This is a genomic window from Roseinatronobacter sp. S2, assembly GCF_029581395.1.
Lineage (GTDB): Bacteria > Pseudomonadota > Alphaproteobacteria > Rhodobacterales > Rhodobacteraceae > Roseinatronobacter.
Genome location: NZ_CP121113.1, coordinates 983070 through 996491, shown reverse-complemented (window position 1 = coordinate 996491; position 13422 = coordinate 983070). Strand labels below are relative to the sequence as shown.

Below are 13422 nucleotides of genomic sequence, written 5' to 3'. Positions count from 1 at the left end.
TATGGACAATGCTTCCCAAACCACGATGTCCCTGCGCGACCGCTGGCAAAAGCTGCGCGAGGATTATCGCCACCTGACAGGGTTCAAGGGCATCTACGGGGTTCTGACGATTGTGTTGCTGGTGGTGTTTGGCCTGTTCGCCGAACTGATTGCCCCGCACGCCCCAAACCGGCAGGATCTGATGCTGGCGCTGACGCCGCCTGACTGGCGCGGCCCGCATGTTCTGGGCACTGACCATGTCGGACGCGACATCCTTAGCCGGATTATCCACGGCGCGCGGGTGTCGCTGATCATTGCCACCGCCGTGGCGTTGTTTGCCAGTGTGGCTGGGGTGTTTCTGGGCATTGTGTCGGGCTATTTTCGCGGGCGGATTGACAGTGCAATCCAGAAAGTTGCCGAAATCTTCTGGTCCTTTCCGCCCCTGATGCTGGCGATTGCCATCGTGGCGTTTATCGGACAGGGGCTGACCATTGTGATTGTCGCGCTGACCGCACAGCGCTGGATTCCCTATTGCCGCGTGACCCGCGCGGAAACCATGGCCCTGCGCGAACGTGAATTCATACTGGCCGCGCAATCCCTTGGGGCCGGGCATTGGTTCATTCTGCGCCAGCATATCCTGCCCAATGTCATGCTGTCGGTCATTGTCATGACCAGTTTTGCCATGGCAAACGCCATCATCTCGGAATCATCGCTTAGTTTTCTGGGCCTTGGGGTCCCGCCAAGTATTCCCACATGGGGCGGCATGTTGTCAGATGCGCGTTCCTACATCTCCAGTGCGTGGTGGATGGCGCTGTTTCCGGGACTGGCCATTTTCCTGACTGTGCTGGGGCTGAACCTGCTGGGGGACGCATTGCGCAACCAGTTCGACCCTAAACTGAAATCTCACTAACCAAAGGACATATTCATGATCACACGCAGCCACACCGAAACCATGGACGGCGCACATCGCGCGCTTTTGTGCCAAAGCGGCAACTGGGTCCATATGACAGGCATCCAGCCGCGCAACCTTGATGGTGACATCAAGGCGCAGGCGCAAGATGCGATAGACAAGCTGGACGAATTGCTGCGCGAAGCGGGCCTGACGCAGGCCGATCTGTTCACTGTCACCATCTGGCTGAAGGACATGCGCTACTTTTCCGGCCTGAATTCCGTCTGGAACCAGTGGGTGGACGCCGCCAACCCGCCCGCGCGCACCTGTGTGTCCGGCGAATTGTATCGCCCCGACCTGCTGCTGGAAATCGTGGCCGTCGCCTACCGGCCCGAGGTATGAGCATGAGCATGAGCATTCAGAAAACAGGACGCATCGACAGTTGGGGGCCTAAAATCTTTCTCGGGTCTGCGGCGGGTGATATTGCATCGGTCTGTCTGACCGCGCCGGACAAGGCTGCGGATTTCGCCGCGCAAAGCCGCGATATTCTGGGCGTCATCGACGAATTGCTGGCGCAGATGGGCAGCGGGCACGACCAGATTGTGCAGGTTCAGGTCTGGCTGGCCGATATGGGCGACTGGCCTGCATTCGTGCCCGTCTGGAACGAATGGGTTGACCCAAACGCCCCCCCCGGCCTGTCGGTTGTCCGTATGGATGCGTCGCGCCGCGATTCCCTGCTGGAAATCCGCGCATGGGCCATGCGCACGCCCGTTCCGGCCTGAAACCACCGATGAAAGGAACCGTCATGCCCGCTGCAACCCCGCTCCTGACGCTTGAAAACCTGAATGTCCATTTCGGCAATGCAACCACACCCGCCGTCAAGGATGTCTCGCTGACCTTGTTTGAGGGCGAGGTTCTGGCACTGGTGGGCGAATCCGGTTCGGGCAAGTCGGTGACGGTCAAATCCATCACGCGGCTGATCGACCATCAGGGCGGGCATATCAGCGCGGGCCGTATCCTGTTGCATCAGCAAAACGGGGCGGCCCCGCTTGATCTGGCGCAACTGTCACAGGCACGCATGCGTGCCTTGCGCGGGGCGCGCATTGCGATGATCTTTCAAGACCCGATGACGTCGCTGAACCCGGTCATGACCATCGGCGCGCAACTGCTGGAAGCCATCCACCAGCACCAGCCGGACACCATCGACACGGCCCGCGCCACGGCTGTTGCAATGCTGGAAAAAGTGCGCCTGACCGACCCCGCAGGGCGCATGCGGCAATATCCGCATGAATTGTCGGGCGGCATGCGCCAGCGTGTCATGATCGCCATGGCACTGGTCTGCCGCCCGCGCATTCTGATTGCGGATGAACCGACCACCGCGCTGGATGTGACGGTTCAGGCCGAAATTCTGGGGCTGATCCGCAGTTTGCAGCAAGAAACCGGCATGTCGGTTCTGTTCATCACGCATGATATGGGCGTGGTCGCTGAAATTGCCGACCGCGTTGCGGTTATGCTGACCGGCCGCATTGTAGAGCAAGGGCGCGTGCTGGATGTGTTTGATGCGCCCGCGCATGATTATACGCGAAAATTGCTGGATTCAGCGCCCAAGTTCAGACAGGAACAGGCGCAGATCAAGGCAGCAGTGCCGAACGCGCAGGGAACCGCGCCCATCCTGTCGGTGCGTCACCTAAGCACACAGTTTCCCGTGCATTCGTCGTTCTTGCGCAGGCATATCGCTAACCTGCACGCGGTCGAAGATATTTCCTTCGATCTGCATCCGCGCGAAACCGTGGCCATCATCGGCGAAAGCGGGTGCGGAAAATCCACGCTTGCGAAATCTCTGCTGCGGCTGGTGCCCAGCAAGGAAGGGCGCGCATTTCTGGACGGGCAGGATCTGTTCACCCTGACGGGCGAAGAACTGCGCCATGCGCGGCGCAATATCCAGATGATCTTTCAAGACCCCTATGCTGCGCTGGACCCGCGCATGTCGGTGCGCCAGATCCTGACCGAACCCTTGCGCATTCGCGGGCTGGGCCGGACCGCGCAGGGCAGTGATACGGCGTTGCAGGAACTGGTCGCCAAGGTTGGTCTGCCCAAGGGCACGCTTGACCGCTACCCGCACCAGTTTTCCGGCGGGCAACGCCAGCGCATATGTATTGCCCGCGCGCTGGTGCTAAGCCCGAAAGTGCTGATCGCGGATGAACCTGTGTCCGCACTGGATGTGGCCATTCAGGGCCAGATCCTTGACCTGCTGGAAGGGTTGAAACATTCCGAAGATATGGCGCTTTTGTTCATCTCGCATGATATGGCGGTGGTCGAACGGGTCGCGGACCGCATTCTGGTGATGTATCGCGGCAGCGTGGTCGAGCAAGGCCCCGCGCGCAGCGTTCTGTCAAACCCTGCCCACCCCTATACCAAACGCCTGCTGGAAGCTGTGCCCGTGTCCCATCCGGGCCAGCGGTTCACACGCAATGCCGCAGCAGCCGTCACTGCCGCGCCGGTTTACCCGCTGGGCATGGAGCGCCCGCTGGCGCAATGGCAGGATTTGGGCGCGGGTCACAAAATGCGGCTGGATGCAGGGCTGGTGTCATAATCCGCAACGGTGGCGGGACGCTGGCCGCGCAAGGCGCGACCAGTCCGCAGTTTATGCGCGCAATGTGCCGCCTGTGGCTTTTTGCACCTTCTCGACAATCTTGCGACTGACCTGTTCAATCTCGTCCTCGGTCAGGGTCTTGTCGCTGGGCTGCATGCGAACCGTAATCGCCAGCGATTTCAGGCCCGCGCCCAGTTGCGCGTCGGCCTTTGGGCCGGTGAATTCGTCAAACACCTGCACGCCCGCAATCAGCGCCTTGTCCGCCCCAAGTGCGGCATTGACCACATTCAGCGCCTCGACATCTGCGGCCACGACAAAGGCAAAATCGCGGTCAACCGGCTGCAACGTGCTGATATTCAGCGCCTGACGCGATGTTTTGCGCGCTTTGGCCTTTGGCAAAGGCGGGTTTTCGACCAGAACGGTGAACCCCACGACTGGCCCCTTGATGTCAAACGCCTTGATCACGCGGGGGTGCAATTCACCAAACACCGCAAGCGGCAGTTTCGGCCCAAGCGAGATGACACCCGCACGACCGGGGTGGAACCAGTCTGGCAGCTTGCGGTGTATCTGGAACTTCAACGGCGCACCAATCGCCGACAGCACCGCTTCGGCATCGGCCTTGGCGTCATACAGGTCCACCGCGCGGCGGGTGCCGAACGGATCACGCGGCGCGGTCGCACCGACCAGAATGCCTGCGGCCTGAATATGCTGCGCGCCCGGTTCACCCCCCGAAAAGGCAGGCCCCACTTCAAACAGGGCAAGATCCTGCGCGCCGCGCGCCTGATTGCGGCTGGCAGCCAGCAACAGACCGGGCAACAGATCGGGGCGCATATGCGTCATTTCTGATGAAATCGGGTTTTCAAGGCGCACATCATCGCCCCCGCCGCCGAACAGGGCAGCGGCTGCACCATCGATGAAGCTGTAGGTCACGCATTCATTATAGCCCAACCCCGCCAGCATGCGGCGCGCTGCGCGTTCGCGTGTCTGCAACGGTGTCAGAATGGGGCGCGGCACGCCCGACTGCATGCGCGGCAAGGGCTTGCCTTGCAGCTTGGTCAGCGATGCGATGCGGGCGATTTCTTCGACCAGATCGGCCTCGCCATGAATGTCGGGGCGCCAGCTTGGAACAAACGCCTGATCCCCCTTCAGCCGGAAGCCCAGCGCGGTCAGTGTTGCACGCTGGACATCCACGGGGATGTCCATGCCGACCAGTGACCCCACGCGCGCCGCATCAAAGCGGTAGGCGCGGTTGGTGTCGGGCACGTCGCCATCGACCGCCAGTTCGGACGGGGTGCCGCCGCACAGGTCCAGCACCATTTTCGTGGCCAGTTCCAGCCCGTCCAGCGTGAAGGCAGGATCAACCCCGCGCTCAAACCGGTAGCGCGCATCGGAATTGATTTTCAGCGCGCGGCCTGTCGCGGCGATGGTGATAGGCGTCCAATAGGCCGATTCCACAAACACATTCACTGTGTCTTCGGTGCAGCCGGAATGCGCGCCGCCCATGATGCCTGCAATGCTTTCAACGCCGTTATCATCCGATATCAGCATCTGGCCTGCCGCAAGTTTGTAGGTCTTCTCATCCAGCGCCAGAATTTCCTCATCCCCGTTGGCGGGATGAATGCGCAAACCGCCTTGCACCTTGTCTGCGTCGAACACATGCAAGGGGCGGTTCAGGTCGAAAGTGAAGAAATTGGTAATATCCACCAGCGCGGAAATGGGGCGCAGGCCAATCGCGCGCAGCCGCTTTTGCAGCCAGGCGGGCGACGGGCCATTGCGGACCCCGCGGATGACGCGTCCGGCAAACAGCGGGCAGCCTTTTTCCTTCAGCTCTGGTGCGATGGTCACGCTGACGGGGCTGGGAAACTGCCCTTTTACTGGCACAACGGCCAGTGGTTTCAGCGTGCCCAGACCACGCGCCGCCAGATCACGCGCAATCCCGCGCACGCCCAGCGCATCGGGGCGGTTGGGGGTGATTGCAATGTCGATCACAGGATCATTCAGACCCGCATAATCAATGTAGCGCTGACCAAGGGGCGCATCATCGGGCAGGTCAATAATGCCGTCATGTTCGTCAGACAGCATCAGTTCGCGTTCGGAACACAGCATGCCGTTGCTGGCCTGCCCCCGGATGACACCGGGCTTCAGATCAACGCCTGTGCCGGGAACATGGGTGCCAACGGGCGCGAACACACCGCGCATGCCGGTGCGGGCATTGGGCGCGCCGCACACAACCTGCACTTCCTGCGATGGACCATCCGGCCCGTCCGGCCATGTTTCCACACGGCACAAACTCAGCCTGTCCGCATCGGGGTGCTGCGTCGCTTCGATCACACGCGCGATGCGAAATGCGCCAAGCGTTGCGGCGGGGTCGGATACGTCTTCGACTTCCAGCCCCAGATCCGTCAGCGCATCGGTGATCTGATCCAGCGTGGCATCAGTTTCCAGATGGTCCGCCAGCCATGACAACGTGAATTTCATGAGTGTTTCCCAATTTTGCGTCCCACGAGGGCAGATTCATGCCTTAGGCTATCAGCGATCCCGCGGATCGGTGCTGTCACCGTTTGCATCATCTTCGTCATCTGCGTCATCTTCATCATCGGGCAGGTTGAAGAAACTTTCGGCATCGCTGTAATCAGCGGGGCGCGACGGTTGTTCTTCTTCTTCCGATTTCAGATCGCTCATGGTGAAGTTTTCCAGACCGGCAATGCCTGCGGGCATTTTGGGTTCAGGGTCCATGTCAAGCGACTGTTCGGTCGAGACCAGTTTGCGGCGCTCATCATCAGACATGATGCCACCTTCGGCCGCGCGCTTGGCCGCAGATTTCTGAACTTCCTTGTCCAGTTCGGACTGACGACACAGGCCCAGTGCAACCGGATCAATGGGTTGCAGGTTGCTTATGTTCCAATGTGTGCGTTCGCGAATGGCCTGAATCGTGCTGTTGGTGGTCCCCACCAGTCGCCGGATCTGGGCATCTGCCAATTCGGGGTGAAACTTGACCAGCCACAGGATAGATGCAGGACGATCCTGCCGTTTGGACAGCGGCGTATAACGCGGCCCGCGGCGTTTTTCTTCGCCTTCGGCAGCAGGGTTGTATTTCAGCTTCAGTTTGTAGCGGGTGTCGTTTTCACCACGATCGATTTCAATCTGGTCAAGCTGGTTATTGGCAACAGGGTCAAAGCCCTTGACGCCACCTGCGACATCACCATCGGCAATGCCCTGCACTTCAAGTTCATGCAGACCACAGAAATCTGCGATCTGTTTGAAGCTTAGGGTCGTATGGTCCACCAGCCAGACGGCGGTTGCCTTGGGCATCAGCGGTTTCGACATGACATGCACTCCTGTCATTTGGCGCATCCGTCATGCGCACATAAATTCTTCCCGCCGGAGAATCGGCTGCAGGGCGAACCTGCTTATCCTCGATTTCGGGGAATGGCTGGGTTATAGCGACACTTGGCTGCAAGGGAAAGTGAAAATGCGGGCTGTGTTCGGGGTCGTCATTCTGGGGCTGGTGCTGGCACTCTATGCGGTGTTTGCGCGCGGCCCTTCTGTGAACGAAGATGACGGGTATTTCATTTTGTCAGTCAGCTGGACACCAAGCTGGTGCGCCCATGAAGGGGACAGCCGCAATGACGACAGGTGCGCGCGCGGATCAGGCGCGGGGTGGCTTGTTCATGGTCTGTGGCCACAAAACCCTGATGGCACATGGCCCGAATTTTGCGACACCGCGCACGCAGCCCCCAGTCGTGCGCAGACAGCGGGCATGGTCGACATCATGGGGTCATCCGGCCTTGCGTGGCACCAATGGCGCAAACATGGCACATGCAGCGGGCTGAATGCTGATGCGTATTTTGACACCACGCGGCGCGCATTCAACACGTTTCAGTTTCCCCGCCAGGCGGCACAGGCAGACCAGCGCATACAATCTGGCGACTTGATTGATACGCTGCAACAGGCCAACCCATCCCTACAAGATGACATGATGTTCGCGACCTGCCATTCGGGCAACTTGCAGGAGTTGCGTATCTGCCTGACCCGCGATCTGGGGCCAAGCCGCTGTGACGCGCGCACATTGCAACGGGCTTGCCGTGCGGGACCACTGAACATGCCCGCCATTCGCTAGGGCTACGCGCCACAGGGTGTCAGTTGACAAGCCGTGACAGGGCCAAAACCAGATCTTCGCGTCTGAGCGGTTTTGTCAGGCAGTCATCAAAACCTGCGGCGCGGTACGCCGCCACCTGATGGGACATTGCGTTCGCGGTAAATGCCAGCGCAGGCGTGTGCGGCAGGCCCCGCAAACTTTCTTCGGTGCGGATGGCATTCAACAACGTGACACCGTCCATACCCGGCATGGAAATATCAAGCACCAGAACATCAAACTTTCCCTGCCTGTAAATTTCCAGCGCCGACAGACCGTCATCTGCCATTGTGGCTTGCGCACCGATTTGGCCCAGCATGATACCAAGGATCATCTGGTTTGTCCGGTTATCATCTGCAACCAGAATTGACAGCGGCGGCAAGGTGATTTTTTCAGTTTCTCCCCCGTCTTTGGGGGGCTGGGGCTTACCATCCGAATCTTTTTCCATGGAAACCGGCAGCGGCAGCTTGATTGTGATCGTGGTGCCCTGCCCTTCTGTGCTCTCCAACTCGATTGTGCCATCCATCATCTCGACCAGACGCTTGACGATGGACATGCCCAGACCTGTGCCCCCGAACCGCCGCGAGATAGAACTGTCGGCCTGCGAAAACGGCGCGAAAACGCGTTGCAGCTGTGCCGGCGTCATACCGATGCCGCTGTCCTCAACGCGGATCTGTATCATCCCGCAATCAAGGGCCGACAGCCATACATTGACATAGCCCTGCTGCGTGAACTTCACCGCATTGCTGATCAGGTTATGCAAAATCTGCGTCAGGCGCTGCGGGTCCCCAAGGCGTGGCGCATCAATCGGGTCTTCGATGCGAACGCTGAAGGAAAATCCCTTCTCCGCAGCACGCAGGGTGTGCACTTCTTCGGTGCGACGCGCCAGATCCGACAACAGGAAGGGGACGGCCTCCAGCTCCAGTGCATCGGCTTCAATCTTGCTCATATCCAGAAGGTCGTTGATGATGCCCATAAGCAATGTGCCGGAATTGCGCAGCACATTGATCATTTGCAGGCTGGTCTTGTCCGCAATGGTTTCTGCCAGAATATCGGAAATACCCAAGATTCCGTTCAGGGGGGTCCGGATTTCATGACTCATCTTGGCCAGAAAGTTCGATTTCGCCACATTTGCGCGCCGCGCGTCATCCAGCGCCACAGCGCGCGCCTGCTCTGCGGTGACAAGGGCTGTCACATCCGTGACGGCGTAGACGACCCGCGCATCCTGCCCGTCTGCGGCCGCAATGGGTGCTGCGTTGAACGATGAATACCGCAGTCCGTCATTGCAATGCAGCGCAACACGGTGGTTCTGAACCATGCGCCCAGTTTTCTGGACAATTACAAAGGGTTCATCTTCTTCCTTGATGGGGTTGCCATCAATATCGGTCATTTCCCATTTCGAGCTGTTATACATCTCGCCCATCATGAAGTCGCGGGACACACCCAGAACGGATTCTGCGGCGTCATTGGCGTAAATGATGCGCCCCTCACTGGACAGAACCACAAACCCCGTGGCGCTGGTGCTGACAATTCCCTGAAGGAACGCACGTTCGCGGGCCAGTTCTTCCTGGGCTGCGCGAACGGCCAGAACCGAATCGCGGCGCAACAGAACGGATGTCACCACATCGGCAAATGACCGCAGCAGGTAAATCTCGCTTGGGGAAAAGAACCCGACGCCCGACACACTGTCAAATCCGACCACACCGAACAATTCACCATCCGGCACCATCGGCACCAACAGCATGGAACGGATTCCCTGCGCATCCAGAAACTGCCGCGTATCAGAGGTTTCGGGGTAATCCCGCACATCTGAAATATTCGCAGCCTCCCCCTTGTCCAGCAACTCCCGGACAGTGTGGAACTCCTCCATCGAGATGCCCTGCAGGGCTTCTTTCATGGGGTCGACCCCTGCGGCACACCATTCATGTGTATTGTCGGCAGTGTCTTCATGGCGTACGAACACATAGGCACGGTCGCGGCCTGTAAAGGCACCAATCTTGGCCAGCGCATCATCAATCGCGTGGTCAATTTCGTCGATGTTGGTGCTAAGCAGGCGGTTTATCAATTCCACCACCAGACCCTGAATGTCGGTCAGGCGCGCTTCATTGCTGTTGGGGTTTCTGTCGCCGGTCATTTCGTCCTGTTTCGCGCCGTGCCCAGGCATTTTGCCTGTTCTACATTAACAAATTCTTTCATCTACGCACCAACACAATGCATTAAGTATAATCGTCGTAAACATAATCTGGCCTTTTGCATACCACACTGATTTTTTGATTTAAATCCAACAGTGCAAACCAGCTACATGAACAACGATGGTCAGGTGCGAACAGGGGTTGCGCCGCCGCATGCCTTGGATATAACGCGCGCAATTTACACGGTGCAATAATGCGCTGTGTTATCTGCTGCGCGCGCCATTCAGGGGTCCATCATGCCGAAAAGAACCGATATCAAATCCATCATGATCATTGGTGCGGGGCCTATCGTCATCGGACAGGCCTGTGAATTCGACTATTCCGGGACACAAGCCTGCAAGGCCCTGCGCGAGGAAGGGTACCGGGTGATTCTGGTCAACTCGAACCCGGCGACGATCATGACCGACCCCGGCCTTGCCGATGCAACATATATCGAACCGATTACGCCCGAAATTGTCGCCAAGATCATCGAAAAGGAACGCCCCGACGCGCTGCTGCCCACAATGGGCGGGCAGACCGGCCTGAACACGTCGCTGGCGCTGGCGGATATGGGCGTTCTGGAAAAATTCGGCGTTGAAATGATCGGCGCCAAGCGTGAGGCCATTGAAATGGCCGAAGACCGCAAGCTGTTTCGCGAAGCCATGGACAGGCTGGGCATTGAAAACCCGCGCGCGACCATCGTTGCCGCGCCCAAACTGCCCAACGGCAAATATGACATCAATGCAGGCGTTGCCGAAGCCATGGCCGCCATTGAATATGTCGGCCTGCCCGCGATTATCCGCCCTGCCTTCACGCTTGGCGGCACTGGCGGCGGTGTGGCCTATAACCGCGATGATTACGAACGCATCTGCCGGTCGGGGCTTGATGCATCCCCCATGGCGCAGATTCTGGTCGATGAATCTCTGCTGGGCTGGAAAGAATTCGAAATGGAAGTCGTGCGCGACCGCGCAGACAACGCCATCATCGTTTGTTCCATTGAAAATGTGGACCCGATGGGGGTGCACACGGGCGATTCAATCACCGTGGCACCCGCGCTGACGCTGACTGACAAGGAATACCAGATCATGCGCAACGGCTCTATCGCTGTGCTGCGTGAAATCGGGGTCGAAACCGGCGGGTCGAACGTGCAATGGGCGATCAACCCCGAAGACGGGCGCATGGTGGTGATCGAAATGAACCCCCGCGTGTCGCGGTCATCCGCGCTGGCGTCCAAGGCCACAGGCTTTCCAATCGCCAAGATCGCGGCCAAGCTGGCAGTAGGCTACACACTGGACGAGCTGGACAACGACATCACAAAAGTGACACCCGCTTCGTTTGAACCGACCATAGATTATGTGGTCACGAAAATCCCAAGGTTCGCTTTTGAAAAGTTCCCCGGCTCCAAGCCTGAACTAACCACCGCCATGAAATCGGTGGGCGAGGCGATGGCGATTGGCCGCACCTTCCACGAATCCATGCAAAAGGCGCTGGCCAGCATGGAAACCGGACTAAGCGGGTTTGACGAAATCGCCATTCCCGGCGCGCCCGACAAGGCATCCGTCATCAAGGCCATTTCCGCACAGACCCCCGACCGCATCCGGCTGATCGCACAGGCCATGCGCGAAGGGTTGTCAGATGACGAAATTCAGGCCGCCACATCGTTTGATCCTTGGTTTCTGGCCCGTATCCGCGAAATCATCGATGCCGAAGCACAAATACGCGCCGACGGGCTGCCCGTCACCGCCGAAGGCTTGCGCGATCTGAAGATGATGGGTTTCACCGATGCGCGCCTTGCAACGCTGACCGGCCGGGACGAGGCGCAAGTGCGCCGCGCGCGCCGCAATCTGGGCGTGACCGCAGTGTTCAAGCGCATCGACACCTGCGCCGCCGAATTCGAGGCGCAGACCCCGTATATGTATTCGACCTATGAAACCCCCGTGATGGGCGATGTGGAATGCGAAGCGCGCCCGTCCGACCGCAAGAAGGTGGTTATTCTGGGCGGTGGACCCAACCGGATCGGGCAGGGGATCGAATTCGATTACTGCTGCTGCCACGCCTGTTTCGCGCTAACGGATGTTGGCTATGAAACCATCATGATCAACTGCAACCCTGAAACAGTGTCCACCGATTATGACACATCGGACCGGCTGTATTTTGAACCGCTGACGCTGGAGCATGTGCTGGAAATCCTGCGGGTTGAGCAGGAAAACGGCACGCTGCACGGTGTGATCGTCCAGTTCGGCGGACAGACCCCGCTGAAGCTGGCCAATGCGCTGCAAGAAGAAGGGATTCCCATCCTGGGAACCAGCCCCGACGCGATTGATCTGGCCGAGGACCGCGAGCGTTTTCAGGCGCTTCTGAACAAGCTGGGGCTGAAACAGCCGGTCAACGGCATCGCGTCCAGTCGCGATCAGGCATTCGAGATTGCGCAGAAGGTGGGCTACCCGCTGGTGATCCGCCCGTCCTATGTTCTGGGCGGGCGCGCCATGGAAATCGTGCGCGACGATGCGCATCTGGAACGCTACATCCGTGATGCGGTGCAGGTGTCGGGCAAGAACCCCGTTTTGCTGGACAGCTATCTTATTGGCGCGGTCGAAGTTGATGTGGACGCGCTGTGCGACGGTCAGGCCGTGCATGTTGCGGGCATCATGCAGCATATCGAGGAAGCGGGCGTGCATTCGGGCGACAGCGCCTGTTCGCTTCCCCCTTATTCCTTGTCGCAGGAGATCATCGCTGAATTGCACAAACAAACCGAAGCGATGGCACGCGGGCTGAATGTCGTGGGCCTGATGAATGTGCAATTCGCCATCAAGGATGATGTGATCTATGTGCTGGAAGTGAACCCGCGCGCCAGCCGCACGGTTCCCTTCGTCGCCAAATCCACGGACAGTGCAATCGCATCAATTGCCGCGCGCCTTATGGCGGGCGAACCGTTGTCGAACTTTCCGCTGCGCGCGCCGCTGGATGGCGATGTCAAACCCACCGAGCCGCTGCCCATGGGGGATCCCCTGACACTGGCAGACCCGCAGACCCCGTGGTTTTCGGTCAAGGAAGCGGTGTTGCCATTTGCACGTTTTCCGGGTGTGGACACACTGCTTGGCCCCGAAATGCGTTCAACCGGCGAGGTGATGGGCTGGGCACGCAATTTCGCGCGCGCCTTCTACAAAGCGCAGCTGGGCGCAGGCGTGACATTGCCCGAAAGCGGCAAGGTCTTTGTGTCGATCAAGGATTACGACAAGGGGCCAATGATACTGGAAACCGCGCAATCGCTGATTGAACTGGGCTTCCAGATCATTGCAACGCGGGGCACCGCCGACTGGCTGCGCGAGCACGGTGTCACCTGTGACATTGTCAACAAAGTCTATGAAGGGCGGCCCAATATCGTTGACCTGCTGAAAAGCGGCGAAATCGTCATGCTGCTGAATACCACCGAAGGCGCACAAGCGGTCGAGGACAGCCGCGAAATTCGCTCTGTGGCGCTGTATAACAAGATCCCGTATTTCACGACAGCAGCCGGCAGCCATGCCGCTGTTCTGGCCATCAGGGCCCGTGAAGAAGGCGAGATTGGCGTGCGCGCCTTGCAACACTGATATCCACGACCTGCCCTGCACGCGGCCTTGCCGGCGTGCAGGGCAGGAATGCGACACGGCGTCTG

9 protein-coding genes are annotated in these 13422 nt (G+C 59.2%); 6 read left to right on the top strand and 3 right to left on the bottom strand.

Translation table 11 applies throughout. The features are described from left to right. The first annotated feature begins 1 nt into the window (after position 1). The 4 genes from P8S53_RS04595 to P8S53_RS04580 are packed head-to-tail and all read left to right on the top strand — an operon-like array spanning position 2 to position 3461. Entirely contained in the window at positions 2 to 889 is an 888-nt protein-coding gene (locus P8S53_RS04595) for an ABC transporter permease (protein WP_277805986.1), read from the top strand. Positions 890 to 904: 15 nt separating this feature from the next. Then, on the top strand, positions 905 to 1270 hold the full coding sequence (locus tag P8S53_RS04590; protein WP_277805985.1) for a RidA family protein: 366 nt from the start codon (positions 905 to 907) through the stop codon (positions 1268 to 1270). An 8-nt stretch (positions 1271 to 1278) separates the two neighbouring features. Further along, entirely contained in the window at positions 1279 to 1650 is a 372-nt protein-coding gene (locus P8S53_RS04585; protein WP_277805984.1) for a Rid family hydrolase, read from the top strand. A gap of 23 nt (positions 1651 to 1673) precedes the next feature. Next, positions 1674 to 3461: an ABC transporter ATP-binding protein gene (locus P8S53_RS04580; protein WP_277805983.1), complete on the top strand. Its 1788-nt coding sequence runs from the start codon at positions 1674 to 1676 to the stop codon at positions 3459 to 3461. 51 nt (positions 3462 to 3512) lie between these two features. Here the strand turns inward: P8S53_RS04580 and pheT are convergent, their stop codons facing one another. Further along, positions 3513 to 5939 carry a phenylalanine--tRNA ligase subunit beta gene (pheT, locus tag P8S53_RS04575; RefSeq protein ID WP_277805982.1) on the bottom strand — a complete coding sequence of 809 codons (2427 nt, stop codon included), beginning with the start codon at positions 5937 to 5939 and terminating at the stop codon, positions 3513 to 3515. Between the two features lie 51 nt (positions 5940 to 5990). Then, on the bottom strand, positions 5991 to 6788 hold the full coding sequence (locus P8S53_RS04570; RefSeq protein ID WP_277805981.1) for a DUF1013 domain-containing protein: 798 nt from the start codon (positions 6786 to 6788) through the stop codon (positions 5991 to 5993). A gap of 145 nt (positions 6789 to 6933) precedes the next feature. Here P8S53_RS04570 and P8S53_RS04565 point away from each other — a divergent pair, with 145 nt between their 5' ends. Further along, the gene (locus P8S53_RS04565; RefSeq protein WP_277805980.1) at positions 6934 to 7581 is read left to right on the top strand and encodes a ribonuclease T2; all 648 of its coding nucleotides are present in this window, start codon (positions 6934 to 6936) and stop codon (positions 7579 to 7581) included. Positions 7582 to 7600: 19 nt separating this feature from the next. On the opposite strand, the gene P8S53_RS04560 is transcribed toward P8S53_RS04565, so the two are convergent. Further along, positions 7601 to 9730 carry a GAF domain-containing hybrid sensor histidine kinase/response regulator gene (locus P8S53_RS04560; protein WP_277805979.1) on the bottom strand — a complete coding sequence of 710 codons (2130 nt, stop codon included), beginning with the start codon at positions 9728 to 9730 and terminating at the stop codon, positions 7601 to 7603. Positions 9731 to 10024: 294 nt separating this feature from the next. Here P8S53_RS04560 and carB point away from each other — a divergent pair, with 294 nt between their 5' ends. Continuing rightward, positions 10025 to 13357: a carbamoyl-phosphate synthase large subunit gene (carB, locus tag P8S53_RS04555; RefSeq protein WP_277805978.1), complete on the top strand. Its 3333-nt coding sequence runs from the start codon at positions 10025 to 10027 to the stop codon at positions 13355 to 13357. Positions 13358 to 13422 lie beyond the last annotated feature (65 nt).